The sequence below is a fragment of the Bacteroides caecigallinarum genome (assembly GCF_021531075.1).
GTDB lineage: Bacteria > Bacteroidota > Bacteroidia > Bacteroidales > Bacteroidaceae > Phocaeicola > Phocaeicola caecigallinarum_B.
On the sequence record NZ_JADYTJ010000007.1, the window covers coordinates 53,427 to 80,250 of the forward strand.

Genomic DNA, 26,824 nt, shown 5'->3' on the forward strand with positions numbered 1-26,824 from the left:
TACTACTTTTGTGGTATTGATATTCTCTTGTAATAAATCCCGGGCGGTACTGCCGTGAGGTACTGCCGCCCACTAATAAACACGACAATGACTGTTAATAGAAAACTAACAATTCAGCTGTGGACAGCATTCATTCTTTCTATGAGTGGAATGGTATTATTAATTATGGGTTTTTGGGTTCCGCCGGTAGGCGAAATTCATAATTCTGTTCTTATTGCATACGGTGAAGTATGCACATTTGCAGGCGGTCTATTCGGTATTGATTACACCTATAAATACAAAAAACATAAAAATACTATAAATAATAACTCAAATGGACAAACAAATCCTTAAACGCATTATGCCGTTTGCTACTGATGCTAATATTGACAAGTATATTAGTCATCTTAACGACACAATGAAACAGTTCGCTATTGATACTCCTATTCGTCAGGCTCATTTTCTGGCTCAGTTAGGTCATGAAAGCGGTTCGTTGCGCTATGTACGCGAAATTGCTTCTGGTGAAGTTTATGAAGGTCGTAAAGATCTTGGCAATACTTCTCCTGGTGATGGTGTAAAGTACAAAGGTAGGGGGCTGATACAGCTAACCGGAAAAGCTAATTATAAAGCTTTTGATGAATTTACCGGTGGCAGATACGGTCTGCTTGAGCACCCTGAACGGGTTGAGCAACCTGACTTGGCCACAATGCTTGCCGGATGGTTCTGGGATAAGAATAATCTTAACCGTTACGCTGATCAGGATGATGCACGCAAGATTACCAAAATCATCAATGGCGGTTATAACGGTCTTGATGATCGTTTGAATTTTCTTAAACAGGCTAAAGCTGCTTTAAATTGTTAGTTATGAAATCTGAAAATATACTTTTCTCATTCTGCGTTGGTTTTGTCTCCCTTGTTGTCCTGGGACTGACTATTCAGTCCTGCAGGACAACTAATCAACAAAGTAAAATTAAGATAAACGAAGAAACATCTTCCAATACTTTTACGCGTATTGAAGATAATTCTTCAGCGCTGGCTTCATTGATACATTACAAAGAAAATGCCTTTACCGTCATCGTTCGTGATTATAGTCTTGTTCGTGATTCTTCAGGTAATGTGTCATCGGCATTGACGCGCGAAACAGAACTATCACAGACTTCTAAGGAAGTCAGAGACAGTTCTAATATCAACACACAAACGCAATCTACTCAAATAAATGACTCTTCCTATGCCAACAGAAGTGCTTTCTCATATAATGAAAGAGAATCAAAGCCACCGGATTATGGTCTTGTAACTTTTTCTGCCATATTGGTTTTTATTGGGGTATTAGTTTTTTTTATCCGTAAGAAGATTAGACTTTGATTTTCTTTACCCGGTGTTGCCTGCCTGTGAAGGTCGGCAGCACTTTTTTGTATAAAAAATCCCCATGGCGGCTCAACCATGGGGATTGGTGTGTCAATAAAAACATTTGTCATGCAATGGACAAAGAGCCTAATTTCTTGCAAATATCACGAATGGCGTTGTCGAATATCTGTTTGTCTTGTTCGCTTAACGTATATACACGTCCGCGTACCTTGTAGCCGTATATACGTTGCTGCAGCCATGACGCGCTTTTGCCAAAGTAATTGCGTGCTATATATGAAATAGGTACTATCTCTTTCATTTCCTTCAACTTTTCACGAATTGTGATGGCATGTTCTATTTCATCCAGTTCGGTTGAGATGTCTTTCAGGCCGTTCAACAGATAGTCGGATATTGCTTCTTTATCTTGTTCGCTCGTATAGTTCCGGCATATATACATGTATTTTTCCTTGTATTTCTCTTCTTTGTCGGGAGAATCGCTTTTCATGATGGCTTTTAATTCGTTCAGTTCTTCGTTGATTGTCTTCATAATTATATGTTTTTTTAATTCCCCTCCACTCTTCAGGGAGGGGAACTGTTTTACTCTTCAAGTTCTTTCAATCTCTTTTCGAGTGCCTCTATCAGGCGGTCAAGCCTTAATTTTTCATCGAGGAAAGCGTTTGCTTTTTCTTCACTCATGTTTTCGGTGTTCTCAAAAGCCCATTTCATCATCTTCAGATTAAGCTTTGCTTCTGTCAGCTTTTGAGAAAGTAATAATACTTCATCTTTTTTCTCCATTGCCTTTATTTTTATTGAACACTACAAAGATACATAGTAATTTTGTTATGTGCAAGTTTTTTACATAATAAATTTACTATGTTGTATTTTTTTTCTTCCTTTTCTTTTGCTATCCCAAAACAAATCCATAATTTTGAATAGCCGAATATAAACCTTTTGTTTCATCCCCTCATATCGTGTAACCCGTATTCAATCGGGTTCCGGGTGGTTCCGGTCGGCGCACGGTATGGGGGGATGACTTTTTTTTATATGAATATTAAACAGATAGAGATTGGTAACCTTATATTGGACTATCTTAAAGATAGGGGTTATTCATCGTACGATGATTTGAGCGAGTATATTATGGATAGTGGCTATGACTATTCAGACTTCTTGTATGTCTTCCAGATGATGAGAGATGATTTTAAATTCATTGCCGATTGGAGTGCTGGTGTTGATGTAAAGCTTACTTACGAAGGTTTGAAAATATCTGTCAATGGATTTAGTGATTTCATGAATCAGGAAAGGAAAAGAGAAGAAACTAAGGATAAGGTCAGCAGGACAACTTTGTATTCCAATTATCTTAATATTGCTAATTTGATATTGACCGTGCTTGCCTTTATAACAGGAATCCTGCTATCAGACCCAATAAAAGGGATAATAGGTAAATTGTTCTCCACATTTTCATCCTAACTATTTCGAGGTTGATTTTAGCCGTATTCTCTTTCAACTGTTCTATTTCCTTTTCGATGCTTGTCATTGTTTTTGCCTCATTTTCTACAAAAATAAGGCTTTTCTTTTGCCAATCCAAAATAAATCCATATATTTGTATCGACTTCCATTTGATACAGGCGACGACGGCTCGCCAATTAGTTTTGCTGCGGGCATTTTTTATGTCCTTAGCTTATGCTATATAACTTATAGGTTCCGACCCCCGTGTGGAGTGTTAATGCACCCACTGCCTGTATCAGGTGGAAGTCAACGGGAAAGCGGGACCTTTTTTTGTACCCTTTCCCGTATTAATTAATTTTATTGTTTCATTTTAAATGACTTCCAAAATGAAGAAACAAACAATCGCACCTGCACAACAGGCAGGTTTCAGCACATTAGAGATGTGGCTGAATCGTGAAAACAAGTTATTCACAGAATTATTTGCCGATAAAGGCGAGTCTATCACCAACAGAAAGATGCTGCTCGATATGCAGCTTATGCTTTCCCTTGTTGTTCTTCTGACATTCAATTTTGTCAATCCTCTCATGACTCTTATTTGTGCGCTTTGGTTCGGAACAGCGGCATTGCTGGTAAAGAAGTATGATGATACTGATATCCAGAAAGGGGGTACAAAATGACAAACCTTAATAATCTTACTCCGGAACAGCTTGAAATTATTCAAGAATGGCGTGATTGTGGTGCAGCAGCTGCATGTCGTGATCTTGACGAAGTAATGCATTTCCTTATACAACCGATACGTGAACCTGAATCTGACGAAGTTCTTCGTATGCTTCAGAATCTTTTAGCCATTCGTCATGAACTCGAAGCGTTTATATCAGACAGAAAGGAGGCATGAAATGAAACTTATATATGAACTTTGTGGTTTCGATACTGTTTCTTCTGCCTTATTAATGGCTATGGAAATTCGTTCTGAAACAGGTCTTGAACCGGAAAGAATTGTGATGGATGACGGCACTTCTGTAGCCCTTAATCTTAAAGATTTCAAGCAGCTGCAAAAAGGTGAATTGTCGGATCAGGAATATATAGCAAAACACCGTATAATCAGATAATTTTTTTATTGCATTTTTTTTTATTTTTCCCCCGCTCCGGCGGGGTTTTTTTATGTCCTTTTCTTTCGTGTCTGTAATTCTTACTTTTGTGATTATGAAAGTCTATGATGCAATCCGTCAGATGGAAGAGCTTACCAAAGCAGGTAAGACCTTCTCTTTTTCTTTCATGTCGTATAGTTACGACAAGAATGTATCTCATGGCCCGGTTACTGTTCTTCATGCGAAGCTGCTTCCTTCGAATCGTAAGGAACGTAATCAGTATTCTGATTACATGCTTCGTTACCGCGATATGGATACTTACGAGGATAAAATGTGTTGGCAGCCATTGCTGCTCGAGTTTAACGGTGAACAGCTTGATTTAGTATGAGCGAAGATATAAACAAACAGACATCTCCGGATATTGATACTGATTATGAATCTATAGTCCCATGGAATGGCGAGCATGATACAGGTTATGATGCTCGAACTAAACTTGACCGTAATTTTTCAAGGATTAAGAATTCTTTTCTTAACGTTATATCCTTTTTTAATAATGCTATATCTAAATTAGATGAACATTTTTTATTCAAGGATCAAGAAGATTCTACTCTTTATCTTTTGAAACTATTGGGTGGTGTTCGCATAGGTAAGCACCTGACTATTGGTGATTTTATTACAGGTATAACAGGTGGATATATAGATGAAAAAGGTAAAGCTGAATTAGAATCATTGTACCTTCGTTCTGATTTGATTGTTCCTTATATCCGTTACAATTTTATGACTTATTATGCCGGATATAATCTTATATCTCCTGGCGGCGGATTAAAGATTAAAGAAATTGTAGATAATGGTGATGGAAGTTGGACTATAACTCCTGACCTTGACGAAGGTATTCCTTGCGGACAGTTTAAGGATGATATTCTCCTCGGCTATTGGTACGATAAAACTGCTACTGGTGATTTTGTCGGCTACAAAAAGGTACAGTTCCTTGTAGGCGAAGTTGATTATAATGCTAAGACATTCGTTATGACAGCACGTCCGGGTACTGATGCTGTACCTGTTGTGGGCATGAAGCTTGGGCAGACCGGAAACTTCACTAATACAGACCGTCAGACTTATATGATTCTTGATACAAGGGACGGTAACAATAATATAACATTCTTTGACAACGCGAATACATGGGATCCGGAACCAGCTCAAGAAAAAAGCTGGCTTGGAAAGAAGAAAGGTAGGAGAATTGCAGGTATTGATGCTGATAATTATTCTGCTGTTCTGCAGAATATAATCATGTCAGGTATGATATTTCAGATTGACGAACTGACTGGTGAAAGTGTGCGTGTGCCTCTATGGAAAGGTATATGGAAGCCCGGCAAGTATGCGTATTACAATGAGGTGTCTCACAATGGATCACGCTATCTATGTATTAATACCAAAGGCACAGAACAGGAACCAGGTACTGGTACAGACTGGCTACTGACCATTGAAAAAGGTCAAGACGGTGCGCCAGGTTTGTCTGTTATTGGCGGTGGACACTGGGAAGCTAGCAAAACACCTTATGCTGCCAATACTTTGGTTACTTTGTATAACTGTGTATTTATTTCTAATGTTGAAACTTCAGAACCACCTTTGGCTATAGCTAGGTTTAAGAACGGCAATTACAGACGTAAGCGTGACGGCGGTTATATTTTGGCGGGTAAGTATGTCGATTTTACTGTTCATCATGATTGGACTATGCTTCTCGACGGCCGTGAGCTGAAGGGTACGAGCATTACGTTTTTAGGTAGCTTCGCTTCTGCACCTTCTAATCCTGTTGAAGGAAATTCTTACTATAATACAATCGATAAGTGCACATACATATATCGTAATGGTATATGGATGATAATGGTAAGCGATGGCAAGGACGGCCGTGACTATGAGTGGATATATACTCGTAATAATATTATAGCTGATATTCCGGTTAAGCCTGACAGTCAACAGCAGGATGACTATGTTCCTGAGGGTTGGACTGATAATTTTCTGGGTGTATCCGCAGAATATCAAGTCGAATGGGCGTGTAAACGTACTAAGAAGGATGGTACTTGGAGCGATTGGAATACACCTGCAGTAATACATCGTTGGAGTAAAGATGGTGAAAATGCTATAGTTGCTGATCTTGACAATGAGATGGTGAATTGTGCGCTTACTTATGATGGTAAGGCTTATAAGGCTCAGACATGGATAACTAACGTGACTATGTGGTATGGTACAGAAGCGACAGAGCTTCAGTCTTTGACTGTTACACAACCTTCAGGTTTTACTGTTTCAGCAGATAAGTCGAATGGGCGTGTTACTGTAAGCGTAGCTCAAGGAACAGCAGTTGCAGAAACTACCAATATAGAGATTACTCTTGTCGCTCAGATATCCGGTCAGAATTATGAACGAAAGCTGACATTTACCATTGCCGGTATTCGTGCTGGTGCTACAGGCGCAGATGCAGTATTGTATTCTTTAGTTCCTTCTGTGACTTCAGTAACTAAAGATAAGAACGGTAGCTACAGTGTAGCTTCTGTATCATGTAAACGACAGAAAACAGTGGGTAGTTCTATTACTGATACTACAGAAGGTCAATTGAAATATAGCCTCGATGGTGGTGCAGAAGTTGTGCTGGAAAATGGTGTTGGTATTTCTCCTGCTAATTTTAACAGATACATTAAGTTCATTTTCTATGTGTCCGGAAAGATTGTAGATATAGAAAATGTTCCACTGATATCAGATGGGCATGATGGTGCCCAAGGTGAACCTGGTACCGGACTTAATCCTAGAGGACATTGGACTGCCGGTGCAGTACCATTTTATAAAAATGACCTGGTTAATTTCGCTTACGGTACATTTGTCGCTCTTCGTGAGACATCAGAACCGCCTTTAGCTATAGCTAGGTTTAAGAACGGGAACTATCGTAGAAAACCTGATGGTGGCTATATCTTGGCAGGTAATTCTGCTAATATGACAGTACATTCTGACTGGCAGATGATGACACCTCCAGATCAGAATGCCAGCTATTGGTTGGATAGTCCAGTATCATCTATTGGCATAAGCAGTGTCGGTAATCCGTCTCCTTCTTCCGTTCAGGTGACATGCCGAATGAGTATTCACGGTAGCACTCAGTTATGTGGTCTGTTTTACCTTGTCGCACGGAAATACAATGGTTCATGGCTCAGTCATGTATCTACAGTCAAGGGTTATACTATCACAGTTCCGGCGACAGGTGGATATACTCAATTTGCTGTTCGTGCTTACAGAACTTCGGCTGATGCTAATGCCTGGAATGATAACTATGTATGTGAAAAGGGTATAGGCGTTTCTGTTGATGGTATGAAAGGGGAAGATGGCGCTGATAGTGCTTTCCTGTACGATAATGGCCCTTGGAAGTCTGGTACTACATACGTATGGAATGATACCAGACGTGATAAGGTTATACACCCTTTCGATGGTGTGTATTACAATTTCCTGGTTAAAGCAAAAGGAATGAGTGTCACTGCAGCGCCTTCGTCGATAACAGGTGACGCAAATTGGGAAGCTGCTAATAAGTTCGTGAATATTGCTACTGATTCGCTATTTGCTGACGGTGCGAATATCGCTAACTTCATGTTCAAGAATGGTGTTATGCGGTCACAGGATGAGACGAATGGCGTAGCAAATATGATATTAGATGGAAAAACAGGTTATTTCCACTGCAGCAATGTAGACATTACAGGCACGGTTAACGCAACAGGCGGTTCTTTCAAGAATGTTACTTTTTCAACGGCTGAATCAGGTGATAGAGTGATTATAGATGCTTCTACTAACTCTATTAAAATGATGAGTGGGGATTATTTGGTCGGAAACTTCTTCTTTTACGGTTACGGTGGTTATAAGTCTGCACAATTATATGTCAATAATAATTCAGGTGAATTTAGTGAGTTCCGTCCTGGAGATATCGTTACAACTACTAAACGTACTTCAAGTTCAGAAATGATAGAGTGTCAAATGAACGCTGCTTTAAGGGTCCAGAATTTGTCTGATTATAGGTCTATAACTATATCAGATAATTCTATACAAATTTATGACGGACAAACTTATACTGGATTTACAGGCATTTTTACAGCTATGACAAGTCAATATACTAATGGCAAAGTGTATGTGAAAAATGGTATTATATATAAAGTAGAACAAAAATAATTATCGTATGAAAGTGAATTTTAAAAGAGTTAAATTTTATACCGGTATAGACCGGAAAACATGTATAGAGCAAGATACTAGTCTTGAAATTGCTAATTTGATATATCGTTATAGTGATATCAGAGGTTTACGACTGGCTGAAAAAATATATCAGGCAGATGGTGACGTAGAAATTACAAATGAAGAAGCTGATCTTATTTGTAATCTAATGAATCAATATGCCACTGCTATGACGATTGATGCAATTAATCATTTGTTTAACCATAATATTTTAAAAGATGAAAGAGTATAAAAACCTTGAACAACAGCTCGGTATTGATACATCAAAATATCGTATCGTAGAAAAATCATTGTTGGATAGATATAATACAACATCTCCTGATAAGATTAATCCTGTATCATTCTTGTCTGAGACACCAGTATCAGCTACGCTTGTAGAATTGTCTTTGATTGAAGTTACTGTAGATGAATACAATACTCTATCTTTAGATGAAGCAATTTCTTCGTTGGCTAATAAGGCGTTTGTTGCAAGAGAGTATCAGGAAATAAGAAAAGTGATTAAAGAGATGCATGATAATGGTTCTATAGTAATAACTTTATAAATAAAATAAACAATATGACTACATTAGATATGACACAGGTAGTAGGCTTACAAGCCGTAGATGCAGAAGGTAATGTAATTGGTACATTATCTGTTAATGACCTGACTGAATTAGTCGCAAAAAATCTTGTCGAGAGCACGCAAAATCAGGTAGTAGCTGCTCGATCAGTTAGTACACTCTCCGAAGCATCTACTCTTGCTGCTTCTGACGACTATGAGAACACTTTGCCTATCGACGCTAACCCTGCATCAGTGCGTACTCTTGATGCTGATGGTAACCCAAAACAGACAGCAATTTCGTCGTTGGCACAAGTTGTGGGAGGACTTATTACCAATACAAATTTTGTTTATGCTTCTAGCTCCGATACTGCTGTGCTTTATAAATTAAATATAAAATCGTGGGATAAAAATTTAATATTTGAGGTAGTTGGGGAGGGTAATTCCAACAAGGCAGATATTTTTTTAGTAATGTCTCAACATTATACTAATAGATATTGTTACAACAAAAATCAGCAGGGAAATACGAAATTTTATGGCGACAATGTTACTCCTACGCAATTATATATTTACGTCCCGGCATATTCTAAATTCATTGTCAGATTTATAAATCGTGTTCCGGCTGACAATACAATAACCCTCGAAGATGTAACTTCTACGGTAAGTACGTCAGATTTAGTTGAGCTGTGATTAAAAATCCTCCCACTTGATCCGGGTGGGAGAACTGTTAACTGGAGGGTTATTTATCCGTAAGATTGTAATTGGTGGAAATTTCTGTTTAAAAATAGCGAAATCGTCAATTTACAAAAATACAATTCTATTATGTGGAGGAAGATATAGTTCTGTGGTAGATAAGAGCCTATTTAGAAAAATACAAGGCGATGAAACTAATATGTACATTCTTGAGATAATAGATGGTGATAAGGACCCACAAGCACATGAAGATAATGATTACTTATACATCGGATTAGTAGGGGGGCTTGATAACGATAGTGGAGCCAATAACCATGGATTTCTAATAAGTCCTAATAATGTAGATTTTGAATATGCTTCTTTTGATAGTGAAATTGCTATAAAAGCATTGCCTACTGTTCCAATTAATGTAACAACACCTTTGACGAAATAGCATATAGGAGACTACATACAGTCTCCTATATATAATATTAAGATAATAGTGTTGCGTTAGATGGAATTTCATCTACATTAACAACATTTTCTGGCGTAAGAATTACGCCTTCCAGGCCAATAAGATTATAATAAACAGAATCAGGTTCAATGTATATTTCGAAATTATCATTTTGGACTCGTGTATATACCTTCGTTCTAAATGACTGACCTTTGAAATAAAACTCTGTCTTAGAGTTACCTAATACAATTCCTGCAGCATTATAAAATGCTTGATTATTTTCCGATATAATAACAGATATTCCTTGATTTATGGCAATAGTTATTTTCTTTTTATTGGACTCGCAATAAATCCTATATAAGAACCCAACTTTTATGCCTAAATCATTCACAAATGATGGATCGTCTTTTAGTAGTCCTCCCACATGGAGCCGTGGGAGGACTAATACCGACTGTAACGACAGACAATAATGGTTTAGTTGACAAGGAAATGTATAGTAAGGTTATGTTCTCTCAATATGTAAACCCTACGACACCTTTTGCAGTAAGATTGGGGTTAAGTAGAGTATATGAGTCGGCATATATACATTTCAGCGGTAGCTACCCTACTGACATAATAGATTTTAAGGCCGCTATCTATGCCGAGGATGGGGGATTGTTAAGAAGTAATATTTTCAAGATACCCACAAGCTATACACAAATAGAATTCTATAAGAATGACAAAAGTTGGCAATTTGCCGCTGTAGTGAGAGGTAATGAAGGGCAAGGAGTAGAAGCAGGAGTGAGATTAAATAAGGTATATCCGGAAAGTACAGATGAAATAACTAAAGACCTCTCATTTTTAGAGTCGGAAGGGTGGACGAAAATAGAATAAAAGGTGTTTACTTTTTTCTCTATTGCCTTCCACTTGTACCCTTACAGTTAAGTATTAACACCTTTGACGAAATAGTACTTTTATAGGAGACTGTATGTAGTCTCCTATAAATCTCTAACAACTATTTCTACTGCATCAGATGGTAATTCGACATCACCCTCGTTTCGTAATACATAAGTTCCTAATAAGTTGGATATGCAATTTTTCGGATAGGACGAAAATTCTACTTGCAAGTATAGTGCTCCCTGTGTATCAACGTATATCTTTGGTGCTGTTGTGCTTTTGTTGAAACGAGTCGCAAACCCATTATTAGAAGGATTACCATTTTTATTTCCTCGTGTAATGAAGATAATTTCAGGAGAAGCATTATATTGTGTATGTTTCCAAATAAGAGTTGAGTCAGCATCTAACACTGAAATTTTAGTATATCTTCCTGAGTCAAAAGTCGCAATATCTACATTCATTACACTGACTTCATATTTAGGTTTTAATCCATTCTTCTCTGGGGTAGCCGTTCCAATCAGTTCTCCCACGAGATTTTTAACATTTGCCTAAATCTGTCATTTTTTCGACCTTTGCCGAAAAATGCAAAAAATTCGTTATCGTCTTATTTACAATAGGAAACACGTCTTAAATAAGCAAGGAACAGCGTTGATACAAGTAGAAGCTAAACTGAACCAACGTAATATCTATTTGACTACTAATGTTTATTTACGTCCGGATCACTGGAATAAAGATACATCAGAGGTTGTCAATCACCCCCAATCAGTAGAACTGAATGCTATGCTATTTGAGTACGTTATATATTTGCAGGGGATTGAATTGTCCTTCTGGAAACGTGGTATTCAGCCTACGTTGGCACTTTTACGTGATGCTGTACAGAAGAAGTCTCCGGTTAATATTACTTTCACAGAGTTTGCCAGGAAGTCTATAGTTTCAGCAGATAAGAGCGAAAGCACTAAGGAAAACCTAATGTCTACAGTACGGTTATTAGACAAATTTCGATCGGGTTTGACGTTTGAAGATTTATCTTACACGTTTTTGAAAGATTTTGAAGCATGGTTAAAAGAGCTGGGAAAGAACCAGAACACCATTGGTAAACATCTAAGGCAGCTTCGCACACTTACGAATGAAGCCATTAACGATGGTTATATGCCTGCCGATGCTTATCCCTTCAGGAAGTTCAAGATTAAAACTCAAAAGGTACAGAAACCATTCTTGACACCTGACGAATTAGGTAAGTTGGAAAAATTGCATCTTGACGATAGCCGTCAGCAGCACATCTTAGATGCCTTCTTATTCTGCTGCTATACCGGTTTGCGCTTTTCAGACTACAGGACATTAACTGCATCTAATATTGTACCTATTAATCGGAGGAAATGGCTATGTCTGAAGATGCAGAAAACAAATCTGGAAATAAAATTACCTCTCGAATTACTATTTGAAGGCAAAGCTCTTGACATCATAAATAAATACGATAGCATCGAGCAGATGGCCGCTATTCCGATCAATGCTGACACAAACAAGATTCTTGCTGGTATCGCCGAAAAAACGAAAATAAAAAAACACTTTACATTTCACACTGCACGTCATAAATGCGCTACGTTACTCGTTCATCAAGGTGTTGCAATCACTACTGTTCAAAAGCTGTTAGGCCATACTTCCGTTAAAACTACAGAGATATATTCTGAGGTCTTATCATCTACAATTGTTAAGGATTTGTCGGCTGTGAGAAAGAAGAAAAATGTAAATAATTTTTCAAATAAAATGGAGCAGTAGTACAAAATGGGTATATTATATAGGATATACTCAAAAAATACTAATTGGGGATTGTAACTTTTATTCATGCGATAAAAGATTTGCTCACGAAGTTAATGTCGTGAGCAAATCTTACTTCATTTTGCACAGTTGCACAATTGCACATGGCTTTTCAGAATTCACCTTCAAAATGCTTTGTCTCTTCATGTACGGTCATGCTGGCGCCTTTCAGATATTTATTGGTTGTTGATACATCAGCATGGCGGGCCTGATCACGAGCTATGACAATACCTTCGGCATTTGCCAAATCACGTATTCCGGAATCCTTCAGGGAATAGAATTGATAGCTGTCTGGAAATTTTAGTTTTTCACGTACCTTGTTAAAGTAATTCCTGTAAACCTTTGTGGTGACTTTTTCTTTCGATGGCTTAAATCCTTTACCGAACAGATAATAATCACCGGGATTCTTGAAGATATCAAGGTCAAGCATTGTCTTGATGAGCTTGTCATTAAGACCTACCATGCCATCCTTGCGGTTCTTGCTTATGCTCGAAGCTATAAAGACCTTCTGTTCCTTCAGGTAAATATCAGAAAGTTTTATGTTGGTTATTTCATCCGGACGTATGAAGGTGTAATATGCGAACTGGCATAAGAACAGGAAGTATGGGTTCTCTTTCTTGAGATATTTCTTTAGTTTCTGTATATCTGCAGACGATAGGGCAGAGCGTTTCTTCTCATCTTCCTGCAGCATACGGATATTTTCGACCGGATTCTTAACCAGGTACTGCTTTTCCATCATCCAATTGCAGACTGATGATAGCCATGTACGATAGTTATTCCGGGTTCTGGCTGATGAATCACGGTCTAACAGCACATAGTCAAGAAAGTCTGATATGAAAGACTGGTCAATCTGGTAGGCATAGACTATTGCCGGAATACGTTTGGATGTGTATTCTTCAAACACCCTCAGACGTTTTTCATAATCCTTGATGGTATTTTCCTTTATTGTTCCTGCAGCATACAATTTCTCTAAATATATATGATATCTATGTATAATATCTATATACAGTGTATACTGCCTTGAATTTTCTACATCAGCCCACGGATTCCAGCCGGAACGGAGTTTAACATTAAGGTTTGTGATGATTTCATTGGCACGACGACGACGGTCTGATACTTTAGATATTCCATTAAGCATATACTTCTTTCTTTTCATCTTTTGTTCTATAGGATCAAAAGAATAGAAGTCAATATACCAATTTTTCCCTGTGTGTAGTTTTGGCTCGGAGTATGAAATTATGCTAAAAACCGAACCGTTCTTACGATTAGATGGACACATTTTTTTTTACGTTTTTCGAGCTCGAAAACGTAATACATTAAACAATCAGATAAATTATCGTCCCGATTTCGTCCCGGGGTAAAAGTAGTAAAGGTTGCAACTCTCTGAGTTACAACCTTTTACTTCTGCACGGGAAGAGAGGCTCGAACTCCCGACACTCGGTTTTGGAGACCGATGCTCTACCAACTGAGCTATTCCCGTGTTTGCGGTTGCAAAGGTAGCACTTTTTTTTATATATACAAGGCTTTCTCTAAAGAAAAATCAAGTTTGTTTTGTCTTAAATATGTAACTCTCTGAAAACCTGTGCGTATAACTCTGATTTTTTTTCAAGCTTTAATGGATATGCCCTGCTGGATGATGGCATTCTATAAAGGAATAGATTTCTGTCATGAAACGATATATTTGTTTTGTTGCCTATAGAAGGTTGTTTCACGGAAAAATATTCACATATAATATCAGTAGCCTTCTGTCCGGTGGTAATTATAGCTTTACATTTAGGTATCTGTTTCAGCAGTAACTCAATGTCTGTAGGCTCGACTACTTCAAGGAATTTGTCCGAAGCATTGTCCTGAAGCCTTATTACAGCCGTAGCAGTGTCATACAGTGCTATTCCTTTTTGTGTAAGAAATTCTTCAAGTCTTGCTTTATCAAATGCTTTTTTATTTTCGGTTAGGAAGTGTTCTTTGTTGTTGAAGAAAATATGACCGAAAATTCTCCACATATCGTTTTGCAGGTTGGGGTAGAAGAAGTCCATACTCCACCTTTTACGCTGTGGTGGGAAACTTCCTAGCATTAATACAGAAGCATTGGGTGGAAGATATGGTTCCAGAGGATGTTGCTCTATGTCTTTTGGAGTGTTCATTGCAGGATAAAAAATAAAGGCGGGATTGATGTTGTGACAGTATCAATTCCGCCTTATGTTGTGTTATGTGTTTTATGCTTTTGGTTTAGGTTCTTTTTTTGCCAAAAGAACTATATTATAAACATAATCGTTCATCCATTCTTCCGAGTAGCCTAACGCATGTTTATATTGACGGATGTTATTGCATGTCTTGCGTACTCCGTCGTCTTTCCAGTCTGTTTTTGTCAGAATATCGTTTATTGCTTTTTCTGTCATGTTACGGAGCATTTTTTTAAGAAGGCTTGGCATACGGAATTTCCATTGCATAAGGTTTCCTATAACCATCATCAAATCCTGGCTGAACCCCTGGAACATAAACAAGTATGATTTTATATCATTTACGTTCTTACAGTTTTTCTTAACTGAAGCATCTATTTCTTTGAAGAAATTATCATTCAAACCGTAAATTTCAATTAGCATCTTTTTGCAGCGTGATTTTTCTGCTATACCTAATTTGTTATTTTGTGTAGGTACTTTCAGTGTACGTTTGAATACTGCCAAATCAGGTAAGAAATTTATATTGCTTATACCCATTTGTGCAGCCATTACAGCTTGATAGTAAACTCTGATGAGTGTCATGAAATCTTCCATTCCACCTACTCTTACTGTTTCTTCGGCATTTTCGGTATTTTTCTTTCCGAATAGTTTTGAAAATATACTCATATATTTAAATGTTATTTTTTTTTCTCGCTGCAAAAGTACGAATAAAAAGTGATAAACAGAAAAATGTAGCAAAGTTATTGGTGTATGGTTTGTGATTGGCTTTTTATTTCATTATGATAAATTTTAATGATAATGTATAGACATATACCTAGAGATAGGTATTTTATAGCTGTTAATGCATATAAAAGCTTGATAAACTTGATGTCAGCACTATTTTGTGTATCTTTGCAAACCAAATAAACAAACTATAATAAATTAAAGAATTATGACAAATAACACTCGTACATGGATTAGGGCAGCTGCATCGCTGTTTCTCACTGTGTTTGTGGTGTATTATGCCATAATTTCTGCATATGCACACGTGCACGTGGTGAACGGTGTGATGGTGGTGCACTCGCATCCGTTCTCGGATCAGCATACACATACTGCCGGACAGACTTTGGTTCTTCATTATCTTACTGATTTCCATTCATTGGAAGCTTCGGAGCCTTTGTTTGTAAATTCACCGTTTCAGCCGGTATTTCTTATTAATTATACGGAACATGTACCTACATGTCTGTTGCCGGAGTTTGATTCCGATTTAGGCTTGCGTGCTCCACCTTATTCTTCATTTCTTTTTGTCTGACCAGGCATCTTGTTGATGTCCGGTTGTATCGTTTCATGACTATACTTTGCTATGGGCATGAGATAGGTACGTCGTAACATCTTATCAAATAAAAATTAGTTTAAATATTGCAGGTAATTAAAAAGAGAAATCTTATTTGCTTGCAGAACTTTATAATAAAGAAATGAAGAAATTATCAATATTCATTTCGGCTCTTTTTTGTGCCATTGTTAGCATGGCTGCAGGAGCCGATAATAATCCTGTGAAAGAGGGTAACGTGATTACAGGTCATGTTATAGAAAAAGGTACAGAAAACAGTCTTCCATATGCTACAGTCATTATAGTGGAAACGGGTGAGGGGACTGTGACTGATACTGATGGATATTTCAGGCTGAAAAAAGTTCCAGCCGGTAAATATACGCTGAAAGTAAATTCTGTGGGCTATGCACAGCAGACCAAGGAGGTAAATGTGAGTGATGAATATACAGTGGATGTACATTTTGTTCTTTCTGAAGAAACTATCATGACAGATGAAGTCGTGGTGTCTGCCAACAGAAATGAGACAAGCAGAAAGCTTGCTCCTGTAGTGGTGAACGTGATGAACAACAAACTGTTCGAAATGGTAAATTCTACTGATTTGGCAAAGTCGCTTAACTACCAGTCCGGGTTACGTGTGGAGAACAATTGTCAGAACTGCGGTTTCCCTCAGGTACGTATCAATGGGCTTGAAGGTCCATACTCACAGATACTTATCAATAGCCGTCCGGTGATGAGTGCTTTGTCCGGAGTGTACGGTCTTGAGCAGATTCCTGTAAATATGATTGAAAGGGTAGAGGTAGTGCGTGGCGGTGGCTCGGCTCTTTTCGGGGCAAACGCAGTAGGTGGAACTATCAATATCATTACAAAAGACCCGGTGAACAATTCTTTCCAGGTGTCTACCAATATGTCTAATCTTGGTGGAAAGTCGTGGGAGCAGTATATGGGAGCCAATGCTTCTTTGGTTTCATCTGATAATACATACGGTATAGCATTGTATCAGTCGTACAGAAACAGAAATCCGTATGATGCAGACGGAGATGGTTTTTCTGAGCTTGGAAAACTGAATATGAATACTTTTGGGCTAAGAGCATATTATCGCCCTACTCATTTCAGCCGTATCAGTCTGGAATATCATACCACAAATGAGTTCAGACGCGGAGGAAGCAATTTCAATCTGCAACCACATGAGGCAGACATCTGTGAACAGACTAAGCATATTATAAACAGCGGTGGTCTGACATACGATGTTTTCTTCAATGAATATCGCCATAAACTTTCTGTATACGGTTCTGTTCAGCATATCGACCGCAACAGCTATTATGGCACTCAGGAACTTGATGACCCGGGTAAGGCATATGGAACAACTAACGATCTTACCGCCGTAGGTGGAGCAATGTATGTGGGCAATATGGATAAGTGTCTATTCTCTCCAGCTACTTTCACCGGTGGTTTGGAGTATCAGTATAATGCCTTGCATGATATAATGGCTGGATATAACCGCGATTTGAAACAGGACGTGAAAGTTGCCAGTGCATATGCTCAGAACGAGTGGAAAATGGATAAGTTCACTTTGTTGGCTGGATTCCGTCTTGACAAACATAACCTGGTAGATAATGTTATATTCAGTCCGCGTGTGAATGCCTTGTGGAAACCAGCTGATAATGTACAGGGACGTCTGACATGGTCAACAGGTTTCCGTGCACCACAAGCATACGATGAGGATCTTCATGTGGCTGCCGTAGGTGGTGAGGCTATGATTATCCGTTTGGCAGAAGGATTGAAGCCGGAACGTTCAAACAGTTTCAGTGGTTCGGTGGATTGGAGTGCTTCGTTTGGTCATTTTCAGTCAAACCTTTTGGTGGAGGGTTTCTATACAATGCTTAACGATGTGTTCTATCTTAAAAACATAGGTGAGGGCGATCAGCAGGGAACTACTATACAGGAACGTTGCAACGGACGTGGTGCTAGAGTGTATGGAGCGAATATCGACTATAAGATAGCTCATGGCAGAGATGCCCAGTTGCAGTTGGGCTTTACAGCACAGCAGAGCAGATACACTGAGGCTGTTTATTGGAGCGAGGATGCTGATGTGGCACCTACAAAGAAGATGACACGTACTCCGGACCTTTACGGGTATTTTACGTTTACTTCAGCTCCGTTCAAGAACAAGAATTTTGATTTCTCTTTATCGGGTGTATATACCGGACGTATGCTCGTTCCTCACTTTGCAGGTTATATTGAGAAAGATGTCCTTGAAAAAACTCCGGATTTCATGGAACTCAACCTGAAACTGAATTATACATTTGTATTGAACGACCATCTCAAGCTTCAGTTAAATGGTGGTGTGAACAATATTTTCAATGCATTCCAGAAGGATTTGGATAAAGGCATAGGACGTGACTCGAAATATTTCTACGGTCCTACACAGCCTAGAACTGTATTTATCGGAATAAAGTTCTTTAATTAATACTGTTTGACAATCATAAAAAACATTCAGGCGGTGTTCAATGAACGTTCACTAAACGTTCGCTGAACACCGCCTGAACAGTATCTGAACGGATTGTAAATATGTTTCTATTTTGTTTCTTGTGACCATCCGCCACCAAGAGCCTTGTAGAGGTTTACAAGGGTAATCTGCTTGTCGCGTATTGCATTGCTCAATCCTATCTGTGCATCCAGATAACCACGCTGTGCATCCAGCAAGTCGATATAACCGATTACTCCGTTGATATATTGCAGTTCAGCAAGGTCAAGAGCACTTTTCGAAGCCTGTTCCAGTCTCAATCTGGTTTCGTATATATCGCGTGTTTTGTTGAATTCCACGATTGCGTTTCTTGCATCCTTGAATGCGTTTAGTACAGCTTTTTCGTAAGCGTATGTGGCCTGCTCGTATGCGGCTTTCTTTGCTTTTAGTGCCGCACGATTCTTTCCAAAATTGAATATCGGGGTAATGAGCGAACCGGTAATAAGGTGATGTGGAGATTTGAATATATCTTTCAACTCCTCACTTTCAGCTCCGTATGATGCTGTCAGAGTCAGTCTTGGAAACATATTTGTGAATGCCACTCCGACTGCTGCATTTGCAGCGATAAGCGACTGTTCCGCTTGTCTTACATCTGGACGTCTTTCCAAAAGGCTTGATGGTAAACCAACTGGTAGGGTAGCCGGTAGCAATACATCTTCAGGCAGCACTGAGCGGTTTATATGATGTGGATATTCGCCTGTAAGGAAAGCTATTTCATTTTCTTTCAATGATATTTTCTTTTCAAGATCAGGAATAAGAGTTGCTGTTCTGGCCAATTCCACCTGGGCCTGTCTGAACGCTGTTTCGTTTGTCAATCCACCTTCATATCTGATTCTGGCAAGATACAGACTTTCACGTCTCGCATCAACAGTCTTTCTGACTATGGCCAACTCATTGTCTAATGCCACCAATTCGAAATATGATTGTGCCATTTGCGCAATGAGACTCATTTTCAGAGCGCGCTGATTTTCTATGGATCCCATAAAATCAGCCATACTCTTATCACGTGCCCAACGTAGGTTACCCCATAAATCCACTTCCCATGAAATTCCGAATTTAATATCAAACTGGTCGTCCGGTTTACGGTTATTTCCACCGTAATTTTCCACTTCCTCTTCGGAGTAAATCCTGTTGGTTATAGCTGGAAACATGTTAGCCCAGTCGATACGCTTCATAGCAGCCAGCTCTTTTATACGTGCGCCGGCTATAAGCATATCCTTGTTGTATTCAAGTGTTTTCCTTATCAAAGCCTGTAGCGTAGTGTCCGTATAAAGTTCTTCCCAAGGGAAATCACCCATTGACGTACTGTCCATGCTCATGCTGTCAAGCACTTCGGGCATCTCAATCTGAGGACGTGTATAGTGCTTTCCTAACTGGCAACCACCGATAGTGGAAGCCATTAGGAAGAAGATTGTCAGTCTTAATATAGATGCTATATGTTTCATAAATTATGCTTTCTTTATGTTGATACGTTTCTGTTTAATTTTGCCTGTAGCCTTATATATCATTACGAAGAAGAATGGCACAAGCACTATACCTACTGTAACGGCTATTATCATTCCGAAGAATACTCCGGTGCCGATAGCTTGTCGGCTCGCAGAGCCCGGACCTGTAGCCAATACCATTGGAAGCATACCAAGGATAAATGCCAATGATGTCATAAGGATAGGGCGGAAACGTAATTGTGCCGCATGTATGGCAGATTCTATCACATCTCTGCCTTTATCTACCTCGTCTTTTGCGAATTCCACGATAAGGATGGCATTCTTTGCAGCAAGACCGATAAGCATTACAAGACCAATCTGGAAGTAGGTATCGTTCTCAAGTCCGCACAATGTTACTCCGGCGTATGCTCCGAGTACTGCAACCGGAAGTGAAATCAATACAGCGATAGGTACAGTCCAGCTTTCATAAAGTGCTGCCAGAAAGAGGAATACAAACAGGAATACCAGTGACAATATAATACCTGTCTGTCCGCCTGCCTGCTTTTCCTGATATGACAGACCACTCCATTCCACACCAATGTTGTCAGGAAGTTTATCGCGTGCTATCTGTTCCAGAATTTCCATTACTTGTCCTGAACTGGCACCGTTGGCAGTTGTACCACGTATAACAGATGTATTGAACATATTGAAACGTTTGATACTACCAGGACCTGTAGTGTAGTCTGTTGTTCCAAGTGCAGTAAGCGGGATCATGTCTCCTGACGAACCTTTGACGAAGAAGAGACCTATATTCTCACGCTGTTGGCGATAAGGAGCTTCAGCCTGGATATATACACGGTAGATACGGTTGAACATATTGAAATCGTTCACATATACTGAACCTGTGTAAGTTTTCATTGTAGAGAACACATCTGCCATTGGTACTCCTGAGAGTTTCACCTTGTCGCGGTCAACATCGAAATACAACTGAGGAATTTCAGCCTGCAGTGATGATGACAGACCTGCAATCTCTTTACGCATAGAAGCATAATGCATCAGGGTATCTGTAGCCCGTACCAAATCGTCGTATGTGGCCTCACCTCTGGCTTCAAGCTGCATTTCGAAACCTCCGGCTGTACCAAGTCCCGGAATTACAGGTGGTGTAGAAAGATAAACCTTGCTTTCTGGATATTTAGAAAGTTCTTTCTGAACTCGGTCCATTACCTCGTCTATGGTAGTATTGTCACGCTCTTTCCACTCTTTCAGGATAACTGTGAGCTGGCTTCTCGCTTGGCTTGTTCCCACACGTGGACTGGTACCTGTAACGTTCTGTACATATTCCACAGCAGGGTCTTTCATTATGAATTCAATTGCTCTGTCAGTAACCTTGCGTGTACGTTCAAGTGTGGCAGTCTCAGGCAATTCAAGCTCTACAGTGAAATATCCCTGGTCCTCTACCGGAAGGAAGCTGGTAGGAACCAATCTGTGGAACACATATATAAATATGAGTGCCATACCGAAACCTGCCATTACGCGGCGCGGATTCTTGATTATACGTTTTATATATTTCACGTACTGGTTATTACCGATACCCAGCCATTTGTTTATCCAGTTGAACACTCTGTTTTTAGGCTTGTCCGGATCTGTAGGTTTCAATATCAGAGAACACATCACCGGACTTAATGTCAATGCCACAACAGTGGAAAGAAGTACTGACACAACGATTGTCACTGTAAACTGACGGTACAACTGTCCTGTGATACCGGAAAGGAAACTTACAGGAACGAACACCGCAGCCAGCACAAGTGATGTTGCTATTACGGCTCCAACAAGACCTTCCATAGCTTTCTTTGTGGCCTCGTAAGGACTGAGTTTTTCCTCCTCCATTATTCGTTCCACATTTTCCACCACCACGATGGCATCGTCCACTACTATACCGATTGCAAGTACAAGTCCCAAAAGTGTAAGCATATTGAGTGAGAACCCGAATATCAGCATGAAACCGAATGTACCGATAAGCGATATAGGTACTGCCACGACCGGAATGAGCGTCGCTCTCCAGCTCTGAAGTGACAGGAAGACCACCACAATCACCAGGAACAATGCCTCGAACAGTGTCTTGTACACCTCATGGATAGACTGCGAGATGTAGTTTGTCATATCGAACGGGAAATTGTATTCCAGACCTTCCGGGAATGTCTGGCTGATTTCCTCCATTGTATCTTTCACTCTTTGTGCCACTTCCATTGCGTTGGCTCCCGGGAGCATGTATATGCCAAGCACAGCTGCGTTACCACCGTTGATTCCACTCTCGGTACTGTATGATGATGCCTCGAGCGAAACTCTTGCCACATCCTTCATTCTGATAAGTGAACCGTCGGGATTTGCTCTAAGCACTATTTCTTCAAACTGGGATGCAGAAGAAAGACGTCCCTGGGCTGTGATAGGTATGGTAATATCTATTCCGTTCGACATAGGCTGCTGACCGAGTACTCCGGCTGCCGACTCACGGTTCTGGTCTTTCAATGCACTCTGCAAATCCTTTACTGTCAGTCCGTAATTGGCAAGCTTGGCAGGGTCAACCCAAATCTGCATTGCGTAATAACGGCTACCGATGTTCGATACGCGACCCACCCCAGGAATACGGCGCAGAAGGTCGAGAACATAAAGTGTGGCAAAGTTACTAAGATAGATTTCGTCAAACTTAGGGTCGTCAGATACTAATGTAAGGGTCATAAGCTGGCTGGCAGCCTGTTTCTCCACTTCTATACCGTTCTGAACAACTTCCGCCGGAAGTCTTGATTCAGCCAGTTTCACACGGTTCTGTATTTCAACGGATGCCATATCAGGATCGGCAGATATATCGAAAGTTACCGTAGCCGAGAAACTACCTGTATTCGAACTGTTTGATTCCATATAAAGCATACCGGGAGTACCGTTGAGTTCTTGCTCGATAGGAGTTGCCACCGCCTGAGAAACGGTTACGGCACTCGCACCCGGATATGAGGCGCTGATTTTAACCACAGGCGGAGTAATCTGTGGGTATTGGTCGATAGGAAGCATCATCAATCCTATGATACCTACTATGACAATAAGTATTGAGATGACAGCCGAGAATACCGGCCTGTCTATAAAGAAACTTACTTTCATAAATTGTAGCTTGGTTAGTTTACCTCTGTGTTAATTTCACTTGCTTGTAGTGCTGCTGTCATTGTCAGCCTTGTTTTCCTCCTGGCTTATATCTTCAGGAGCTACCTGTACTTTCACTCCCGGTGTCAGCTTGTGGTAACCTTCTGTCACAATCATTTCTCCCGGTGCCAGACCTCTTTCCACTACAACATCGTTCTTGAATTCCGGACCTATCTCGATGAAGCGTCTTTCTGCTACGGAGTCACGTCGCATCACGAATACGTATGATCCGCCTTTTTCGATGATAAGTGATTTCTTTGGAATAACTGTAGCATTCTCTCTTACGTCGAGAAGTACTTTTACGCTTGTAAACTGTCCCGGAAGAAGTACATGTTCGGGATTTGGAAGTTCAGCTCTTACCTGGAATGTACCTGTCTTTGGATTAACCTGCGGAGCCGCGAAATCCACCAGACCTTTGTGCTCATATACGGTATTGTCCGGCAGTGTAACCGTTACAGTTTGTTTCCATGTACGTGTAGTATCTTTCTGACCGAATGTAACGTTTCTTTCCTTGCTTTTAAGATAGTCAAGGGCTGTCATGCTGAAATCCACGTTTACGGTGTCACTCTTTACAATTGTGGCAAGCAGTGATTTGCCTCCTGTTCCTACCAGTGTTCCCGGGTCAACAAGTCTTTCACTTATATGTCCTGAAATAGGGGAGCGTACGATGGTATATCCCAGTTCCTGTTCGGCCTGTTCAAGGTCAGCCTTGCTCATTCCTACACTAGCCTCTGCCGTTTCGTACGCTGCAATGGCATTGTCCAGATCCAGCTGGCTGGCAGCGTTCTGTTCATAAAGTGGGCGGATACGGTCCAAATCACGTTTGGCTTTCAGAGCCGTAGCCTCGTCTTTCTTTAATTGTGCTCTGGCCTTGTCTGCTTTTGCGCGGTATTGGTCCTGATTGATGACAAAAAGTACCTGATCTTTTTTAACGTAACTACCTTCTTCAAAGTGCATTCTTTCCAGGAAGCCTTCCACTCTGGCTCTGACTTCAACAAAAAGTTGCGCTCTGATTCGTCCTACATAATCTCCATAGATTTCAACATTCTCCTGTACGACAGGTTGCACACATACTATAGGTCTTTCGACGACAGGTTTTTCTTTCCTGTTGAAGATAAAATAAAGACCTACTACTAAGATAATGCAGATGCATGCGTAAATGGCCTGTTTCTTCTTGAACTTCAAGTCTCTCTTTGTTAAAAATCGTTTCATATACTTATCTGTTAATATTTTAGATGCCGAATTAGCTATGACAATCTATGTGCCATAATTGTAACGGAAATCCTATCTTGTTGTAAATAAATTGTTTAAGATATTTTGTTAAGTAGTCTTTGTTATAATACTGTGTAATTTTTCCACAAAACTGTGGAAACGATATGTGATTTTTTCTGTCTCTTATTCAGGTACAGATAAATTTTTTGTACAATATTGCATTGCAAAGATACACATAAAATAGGAATAATTAATACCTTTGCAGCCGAAAACAAAACTTGACTATATGGAACATCTTCAGACGACAGAAAAAGTACACGATGAACTGTTGCTTCATCGACGTGTAGATTTACTTCTACGTACCGGAAAACTATTGGTTGAGAGTCTTGCAGACACCAACCGTGTGGTAAGAAACATGAAGCGTACTGCCGCTTTCCTGGGTATTCCGGAAGAAAAACTTCACATCAATGTCAGCTTCACAATGCTTATGGTAAATGTGAGTGATGGTGATTACTCATTTACTAAATTCCAAAGAATAGAAGGTCATGGAGTGAATATGACAGCTATTTCCGCTGTAAGTAAATTGTCTTGGCGTGCCATAGAGAACGATTACACACTCGACCAATACGAGGCAGAACTGGAAGAAATTCGCAAGCGCAAACGTAACTATACTCCTTGGCAAGTAGCTATCGGTGCCGGATTTGCCTGCGGCGGTTTCTGTATTCAGTTCGGTTGCGACTGGGTTGCGTTTCTCTATGCTTCAATAGCAGCCATTATCGGTATGAGAGTTCGTGCACACTGCAACGAATCAGGACTTAACCATTATATGGGTATTGCCATTGCCGCGTTTGTCTCAACTATGATAGCATGGGCTTCAACTCTATTGCCCGCTTCATGGACATCAACACCTTGGCATCCTCTGTTGGCATGCGCGCTGTTTATCGTACCGGGTGTTCCTTTGATAAACTTTGTCGATGATATGCTCGACAATTACATCCAGGTTGGTGTTGTCAGAGCTGTCAATACTCTGCTTATGGTTTCTGCAATGGCTTTCGGTATCGCGTTTGCCGTTAAGATTTGCCACATTGAGAATTTCTTCCCTACTATCAGTATGGTTCCTCATCACAATTATTTCGAGTATGCCATAGCTGCTGCCATTTCTGCAATGGGATTCTCTATGATATTCAATATACCGCGCCGTCTGTTGTGGGTTGTTGCCATAGGAGGTATTATAGCTGTTTGTACACGTAACTTCGTAAATCTCGGTCCGAGTACAGACAATATCGGTCTTGACATGGGACTGGTGATGGGATCGTTTGCAGGTTCTGTATTGGTGAGCCTTATAGCTATCAAGGCTGTACACTGGTTCCACTGTCCAAACCACGTATTGACCATCCCTTCTGTTATTCCTATGATTCCGGGAGTTCTTATGTACCGTATGCTTTTCGGTATCATCAATATGAATGTGGAATCGCCTGAACAGATTTCAGTTTTGATGAAGGCTATCCAGAGCGGTATCACTTCGGGTATGGTGATATTGTGTATCTCCCTGGGAGTTGCCATTCCTAATATCTTCGGACGTAAATTTATCGCTAAGGAAAAGAACAAACGCCTGAAAGAAATTTTGGCAGACCGTAGAGCACGCGGCAAGTTCGTTGAATGGTAATCAGTGCAGATTGATATAATACAATAAAAAAAACAGCTCCGGCATAAGGAAACAAATCCCTATATGCCGGAGCTGATTTTTTATATTTACTGATTTATTGGTCAGGATTGTCAACTTTTCCTTTATATTCGTCAGGCAACGCACTCTCTATCACCTTGTAAGATTCTTCCATGAGTTCCTTGATGTTTTCAGGACCTTTGCATTTCGGGAAAATAGGCTTGTGGATAGTAAGCTTCATAGGATACCATGACAGCAGTTTGCCGGTACGTGGAAGTATATTGAACGAACCGTCAATAGTCAGCGGAACAACAGGAAGCTGAAGTTCGTCAGCCAACTGGAATGCTCCTTTTCTGAAGATTCCCATGTGTCCTGTAAATGTTCTTGCACCTTCAGGAAAAACCACCAGTGAAGTACCGTCTTTCAGTACGTGGAAAGCCTGTTCTATGGTCTCGTGAATTTTTCTCGGACCCGATTTGTCTACGAAGATAAATCCTGCCGATTCGCAAGCCTTACCCACAAATGGTATTTTTCTAAGGCTTTTCTTCATCATCCATTTGAAGTTTCTTCCAAGGAAACCGTAAATAAGGAAGATGTCGAACGAACCCTGATGATTTGCCACAAAAACGTATGACTGATTTTGGTCTATGTTTTCACGTCCTGTCACCTTTATAGGAAGCAGCAACGTGTAGCATGTTATTTGAGACCATATTTTTCCGGGATAATACCCCCAGAAATGTCCGTTACCCAAATGGCATCCAATCATGGTTGTCAGTGCCGTAAGAATGGTTGTGACAAGGAAAATAGGCAACCAAATGCAAATTTGATAGATAATGAATAGAAATTTCATATTTTGA

At 39.9% G+C, this 26,824-nt stretch carries 29 protein-coding genes and 1 tRNA gene; 18 read left to right on the forward strand and 12 right to left on the reverse strand.

Going from position 1 to position 26,824, the window contains the following annotated elements; translation table 11 throughout:
• Window positions 1-141 precede the first annotated feature (141 nt).
• Genes I6E11_RS03480 through I6E11_RS03490 form a run of 3 tightly spaced genes read left to right on the forward strand, consistent with a single transcriptional unit; the run spans window position 142 to window position 1,341 of the window.
• Window positions 142-333 (forward strand): hypothetical protein, encoded by a 192-nt coding sequence (locus I6E11_RS03480; protein WP_394800095.1) that lies wholly within the window; start codon window positions 142-144, stop codon window positions 331-333.
• Window positions 314-841, forward strand: coding sequence for a glycoside hydrolase family 19 protein (locus tag I6E11_RS03485; RefSeq protein WP_235336427.1), 528 nt, complete (start codon window positions 314-316; stop codon window positions 839-841). Before I6E11_RS03480 ends, I6E11_RS03485 begins: the two co-directional genes overlap by 20 nt.
• Before the next feature lie 2 nt (window positions 842-843).
• Window positions 844-1,341 carry a hypothetical protein gene (locus I6E11_RS03490; RefSeq protein ID WP_235336428.1) on the forward strand — a complete coding sequence of 166 codons (498 nt, stop codon included), beginning with the start codon at window positions 844-846 and terminating at the stop codon, window positions 1,339-1,341.
• Between the two features lie 109 nt (window positions 1,342-1,450).
• Here I6E11_RS03490 and I6E11_RS03495 read toward each other — a convergent pair whose 3' ends face one another.
• Window positions 1,451-1,870, reverse strand: coding sequence for a DUF5053 domain-containing protein (locus tag I6E11_RS03495; RefSeq protein ID WP_235336429.1), 420 nt, complete (start codon window positions 1,868-1,870; stop codon window positions 1,451-1,453).
• Between the two features lie 50 nt (window positions 1,871-1,920).
• Entirely contained in the window at window positions 1,921-2,118 is a 198-nt protein-coding gene (locus I6E11_RS03500) for a hypothetical protein (protein WP_235336431.1), read from the reverse strand.
• A 249-nt stretch (window positions 2,119-2,367) separates the two neighbouring features.
• On the opposite strand from I6E11_RS03500, the gene I6E11_RS03505 reads away from it, so the two are divergent.
• The 10 genes from I6E11_RS03505 (at window position 2,368) to I6E11_RS03550 (ending at window position 9,778) form a co-directional block, all read left to right on the forward strand.
• Window positions 2,368-2,790: a hypothetical protein gene (locus tag I6E11_RS03505; RefSeq protein WP_235336432.1), complete on the forward strand. Its 423-nt coding sequence runs from the start codon at window positions 2,368-2,370 to the stop codon at window positions 2,788-2,790.
• Window positions 2,791-3,155: 365 nt separating this feature from the next.
• Entirely contained in the window at window positions 3,156-3,446 is a 291-nt protein-coding gene (locus I6E11_RS03510; RefSeq protein WP_235336433.1) for a hypothetical protein, read from the forward strand.
• A complete protein-coding gene (locus I6E11_RS03515) occupies window positions 3,443-3,664 on the forward strand; it encodes a hypothetical protein (protein ID WP_235336434.1) in 222 nt (73 codons plus the stop codon). Before I6E11_RS03510 ends, I6E11_RS03515 begins: the two co-directional genes overlap by 4 nt.
• A 1-nt stretch (window position 3,665) precedes the next feature.
• On the forward strand, window positions 3,666-3,878 hold the full coding sequence (locus I6E11_RS03520; RefSeq protein WP_235336436.1) for a hypothetical protein: 213 nt from the start codon (window positions 3,666-3,668) through the stop codon (window positions 3,876-3,878).
• Window positions 3,879-3,972: 94 nt separating this feature from the next.
• Window positions 3,973-4,245, forward strand: coding sequence for a hypothetical protein (locus I6E11_RS03525; protein WP_235336437.1), 273 nt, complete (start codon window positions 3,973-3,975; stop codon window positions 4,243-4,245).
• A complete protein-coding gene (locus I6E11_RS03530; protein ID WP_235336438.1) occupies window positions 4,242-8,054 on the forward strand; it encodes a hypothetical protein in 3,813 nt (1,270 codons plus the stop codon). The genes I6E11_RS03525 and I6E11_RS03530 overlap by 4 nt, the downstream gene beginning before the upstream one ends.
• 7 nt (window positions 8,055-8,061) lie before the next feature.
• Complete coding sequence (locus tag I6E11_RS03535; RefSeq protein WP_235336439.1) at window positions 8,062-8,346, forward strand: hypothetical protein; 285 nt, start codon at window positions 8,062-8,064, stop codon at window positions 8,344-8,346.
• Window positions 8,333-8,656, forward strand: coding sequence for a hypothetical protein (locus tag I6E11_RS03540; protein ID WP_235336440.1), 324 nt, complete (start codon window positions 8,333-8,335; stop codon window positions 8,654-8,656). The genes I6E11_RS03535 and I6E11_RS03540 overlap by 14 nt, the downstream gene beginning before the upstream one ends.
• Window positions 8,657-8,670: 14 nt before the next feature.
• Entirely contained in the window at window positions 8,671-9,342 is a 672-nt protein-coding gene (locus I6E11_RS03545) for a hypothetical protein (protein ID WP_235336441.1), read from the forward strand.
• Window positions 9,343-9,367: 25 nt separating this feature from the next.
• The gene (locus tag I6E11_RS03550) at window positions 9,368-9,778 is read left to right on the forward strand and encodes a hypothetical protein (protein ID WP_235336442.1); all 411 of its coding nucleotides are present in this window, start codon (window positions 9,368-9,370) and stop codon (window positions 9,776-9,778) included.
• A 37-nt stretch (window positions 9,779-9,815) separates the two neighbouring features.
• Here I6E11_RS03550 and I6E11_RS03555 read toward each other — a convergent pair whose 3' ends face one another.
• Window positions 9,816-10,169: a hypothetical protein gene (locus I6E11_RS03555; RefSeq protein ID WP_235336443.1), complete on the reverse strand. Its 354-nt coding sequence runs from the start codon at window positions 10,167-10,169 to the stop codon at window positions 9,816-9,818.
• A gap of 2 nt (window positions 10,170-10,171) precedes the next feature.
• Between I6E11_RS03555 and I6E11_RS03560 the strand changes: the two genes are divergently transcribed.
• Window positions 10,172-10,651: a hypothetical protein gene (locus tag I6E11_RS03560; RefSeq protein ID WP_235336444.1), complete on the forward strand. Its 480-nt coding sequence runs from the start codon at window positions 10,172-10,174 to the stop codon at window positions 10,649-10,651.
• Between the two features lie 104 nt (window positions 10,652-10,755).
• On the opposite strand, the gene I6E11_RS03565 is transcribed toward I6E11_RS03560, so the two are convergent.
• Window positions 10,756-11,184, reverse strand: a complete 429-nt coding sequence (locus tag I6E11_RS03565) for a hypothetical protein (RefSeq protein ID WP_235336445.1) — start codon at window positions 11,182-11,184, stop codon at window positions 10,756-10,758.
• Window positions 11,185-11,236: 52 nt separating this feature from the next.
• Between I6E11_RS03565 and I6E11_RS03570 the strand changes: the two genes are divergently transcribed.
• Window positions 11,237-12,430, forward strand: coding sequence for a site-specific integrase (locus tag I6E11_RS03570; RefSeq protein WP_235336446.1), 1,194 nt, complete (start codon window positions 11,237-11,239; stop codon window positions 12,428-12,430).
• 151 nt (window positions 12,431-12,581) lie between these two features.
• Here the strand turns inward: I6E11_RS03570 and I6E11_RS03575 are convergent, their stop codons facing one another.
• The 4 genes from I6E11_RS03575 to I6E11_RS03590 all read right to left on the reverse strand — a co-directional run bounded on the left by I6E11_RS03575 (window position 12,582) and on the right by I6E11_RS03590 (window position 15,312).
• Window positions 12,582-13,625 carry a tyrosine-type recombinase/integrase gene (locus tag I6E11_RS03575; protein WP_235336447.1) on the reverse strand — a complete coding sequence of 348 codons (1,044 nt, stop codon included), beginning with the start codon at window positions 13,623-13,625 and terminating at the stop codon, window positions 12,582-12,584.
• A 251-nt stretch (window positions 13,626-13,876) separates the two neighbouring features.
• A tRNA-Trp gene (locus I6E11_RS03580) sits at window positions 13,877-13,949 on the reverse strand.
• 76 nt (window positions 13,950-14,025) lie between these two features.
• On the reverse strand, window positions 14,026-14,610 hold the full coding sequence (locus I6E11_RS03585; protein ID WP_235336448.1) for a uracil-DNA glycosylase family protein: 585 nt from the start codon (window positions 14,608-14,610) through the stop codon (window positions 14,026-14,028).
• Window positions 14,611-14,682: 72 nt separating this feature from the next.
• A complete protein-coding gene (locus I6E11_RS03590; RefSeq protein WP_235336449.1) occupies window positions 14,683-15,312 on the reverse strand; it encodes a DUF8491 family protein in 630 nt (209 codons plus the stop codon).
• A 265-nt stretch (window positions 15,313-15,577) separates the two neighbouring features.
• Here I6E11_RS03590 and I6E11_RS03595 point away from each other — a divergent pair, with 265 nt between their 5' ends.
• Both I6E11_RS03595 and I6E11_RS03600 read left to right on the forward strand, forming a co-directional pair.
• Window positions 15,578-15,937, forward strand: a complete 360-nt coding sequence (locus tag I6E11_RS03595) for a DUF8478 family putative metalloprotein (protein ID WP_235336451.1) — start codon at window positions 15,578-15,580, stop codon at window positions 15,935-15,937.
• Window positions 15,938-16,100: 163 nt separating this feature from the next.
• Window positions 16,101-18,422 carry a TonB-dependent receptor gene (locus tag I6E11_RS03600; protein WP_394800092.1) on the forward strand — a complete coding sequence of 774 codons (2,322 nt, stop codon included), beginning with the start codon at window positions 16,101-16,103 and terminating at the stop codon, window positions 18,420-18,422.
• A 107-nt stretch (window positions 18,423-18,529) separates the two neighbouring features.
• Here I6E11_RS03600 and I6E11_RS03605 read toward each other — a convergent pair whose 3' ends face one another.
• Genes I6E11_RS03605 through I6E11_RS03615 form a run of 3 tightly spaced genes read right to left on the reverse strand, consistent with a single transcriptional unit; the run spans window position 18,530 to window position 24,304 of the window.
• Complete coding sequence (locus tag I6E11_RS03605) at window positions 18,530-19,924, reverse strand: TolC family protein (RefSeq protein ID WP_394800093.1); 1,395 nt, start codon at window positions 19,922-19,924, stop codon at window positions 18,530-18,532.
• Window positions 19,925-19,927: 3 nt separating this feature from the next.
• On the reverse strand, window positions 19,928-23,053 hold the full coding sequence (locus I6E11_RS03610; RefSeq protein ID WP_235336452.1) for an efflux RND transporter permease subunit: 3,126 nt from the start codon (window positions 23,051-23,053) through the stop codon (window positions 19,928-19,930).
• Between the two features lie 36 nt (window positions 23,054-23,089).
• Window positions 23,090-24,304, reverse strand: a complete 1,215-nt coding sequence (locus I6E11_RS03615) for an efflux RND transporter periplasmic adaptor subunit (RefSeq protein ID WP_235325545.1) — start codon at window positions 24,302-24,304, stop codon at window positions 23,090-23,092.
• A 286-nt stretch (window positions 24,305-24,590) separates the two neighbouring features.
• Here I6E11_RS03615 and I6E11_RS03620 point away from each other — a divergent pair, with 286 nt between their 5' ends.
• Window positions 24,591-25,970, forward strand: a complete 1,380-nt coding sequence (locus I6E11_RS03620) for a threonine/serine exporter family protein (protein WP_235336453.1) — start codon at window positions 24,591-24,593, stop codon at window positions 25,968-25,970.
• A gap of 94 nt (window positions 25,971-26,064) precedes the next feature.
• Here I6E11_RS03620 and I6E11_RS03625 read toward each other — a convergent pair whose 3' ends face one another.
• Window positions 26,065-26,817 carry a lysophospholipid acyltransferase family protein gene (locus I6E11_RS03625; RefSeq protein WP_235336454.1) on the reverse strand — a complete coding sequence of 251 codons (753 nt, stop codon included), beginning with the start codon at window positions 26,815-26,817 and terminating at the stop codon, window positions 26,065-26,067.
• Window positions 26,818-26,824 lie beyond the last annotated feature (7 nt).

Bases quoted from the DNA above. Each gene is read 5' to 3' on its own strand.
- I6E11_RS03480 (WP_394800095.1), top strand. From the start codon at position 142: ATGAGTGGAATGGTATTATTAATTATGGGTTTTTGGGTTCCGCCGGTA.
- I6E11_RS03485 (WP_235336427.1), top strand. From the start codon at position 314: ATGGACAAACAAATCCTTAAACGCATTATGCCGTTTGCTACTGATGCT.
- I6E11_RS03490 (WP_235336428.1), top strand. From the start codon at position 844: ATGAAATCTGAAAATATACTTTTCTCATTCTGCGTTGGTTTTGTCTCC.
- I6E11_RS03495 (WP_235336429.1), bottom strand. From the start codon at position 1,870: ATGAAGACAATCAACGAAGAACTGAACGAATTAAAAGCCATCATGAAA.
- I6E11_RS03500 (WP_235336431.1), bottom strand. From the start codon at position 2,118: ATGGAGAAAAAAGATGAAGTATTATTACTTTCTCAAAAGCTGACAGAA.
- I6E11_RS03505 (WP_235336432.1), top strand. From the start codon at position 2,368: ATGAATATTAAACAGATAGAGATTGGTAACCTTATATTGGACTATCTT.
- I6E11_RS03510 (WP_235336433.1), top strand. From the start codon at position 3,156: ATGAAGAAACAAACAATCGCACCTGCACAACAGGCAGGTTTCAGCACA.
- I6E11_RS03515 (WP_235336434.1), top strand. From the start codon at position 3,443: ATGACAAACCTTAATAATCTTACTCCGGAACAGCTTGAAATTATTCAA.
- I6E11_RS03520 (WP_235336436.1), top strand. From the start codon at position 3,666: ATGAAACTTATATATGAACTTTGTGGTTTCGATACTGTTTCTTCTGCC.
- I6E11_RS03525 (WP_235336437.1), top strand. From the start codon at position 3,973: ATGAAAGTCTATGATGCAATCCGTCAGATGGAAGAGCTTACCAAAGCA.
- I6E11_RS03530 (WP_235336438.1), top strand. From the start codon at position 4,242: ATGAGCGAAGATATAAACAAACAGACATCTCCGGATATTGATACTGAT.
- I6E11_RS03535 (WP_235336439.1), top strand. From the start codon at position 8,062: ATGAAAGTGAATTTTAAAAGAGTTAAATTTTATACCGGTATAGACCGG.
- I6E11_RS03540 (WP_235336440.1), top strand. From the start codon at position 8,333: ATGAAAGAGTATAAAAACCTTGAACAACAGCTCGGTATTGATACATCA.
- I6E11_RS03545 (WP_235336441.1), top strand. From the start codon at position 8,671: ATGACTACATTAGATATGACACAGGTAGTAGGCTTACAAGCCGTAGAT.
- I6E11_RS03560 (WP_235336444.1), top strand. From the start codon at position 10,172: ATGATGGATCGTCTTTTAGTAGTCCTCCCACATGGAGCCGTGGGAGGA.
- I6E11_RS03570 (WP_235336446.1), top strand. From the start codon at position 11,237: ATGCAAAAAATTCGTTATCGTCTTATTTACAATAGGAAACACGTCTTA.
- I6E11_RS03575 (WP_235336447.1), bottom strand. From the start codon at position 13,625: ATGAAAAGAAAGAAGTATATGCTTAATGGAATATCTAAAGTATCAGAC.
- I6E11_RS03585 (WP_235336448.1), bottom strand. From the start codon at position 14,610: ATGAACACTCCAAAAGACATAGAGCAACATCCTCTGGAACCATATCTT.
- I6E11_RS03590 (WP_235336449.1), bottom strand. From the start codon at position 15,312: ATGAGTATATTTTCAAAACTATTCGGAAAGAAAAATACCGAAAATGCC.
- I6E11_RS03595 (WP_235336451.1), top strand. From the start codon at position 15,578: ATGACAAATAACACTCGTACATGGATTAGGGCAGCTGCATCGCTGTTT.
- I6E11_RS03600 (WP_394800092.1), top strand. From the start codon at position 16,101: ATGAAGAAATTATCAATATTCATTTCGGCTCTTTTTTGTGCCATTGTT.
- I6E11_RS03605 (WP_394800093.1), bottom strand. From the start codon at position 19,924: ATGAAACATATAGCATCTATATTAAGACTGACAATCTTCTTCCTAATG.
- I6E11_RS03610 (WP_235336452.1), bottom strand. From the start codon at position 23,053: ATGAAAGTAAGTTTCTTTATAGACAGGCCGGTATTCTCGGCTGTCATC.
- I6E11_RS03615 (WP_235325545.1), bottom strand. From the start codon at position 24,304: ATGAAACGATTTTTAACAAAGAGAGACTTGAAGTTCAAGAAGAAACAG.
- I6E11_RS03620 (WP_235336453.1), top strand. From the start codon at position 24,591: ATGGAACATCTTCAGACGACAGAAAAAGTACACGATGAACTGTTGCTT.
- I6E11_RS03625 (WP_235336454.1), bottom strand. From the start codon at position 26,817: ATGAAATTTCTATTCATTATCTATCAAATTTGCATTTGGTTGCCTATT.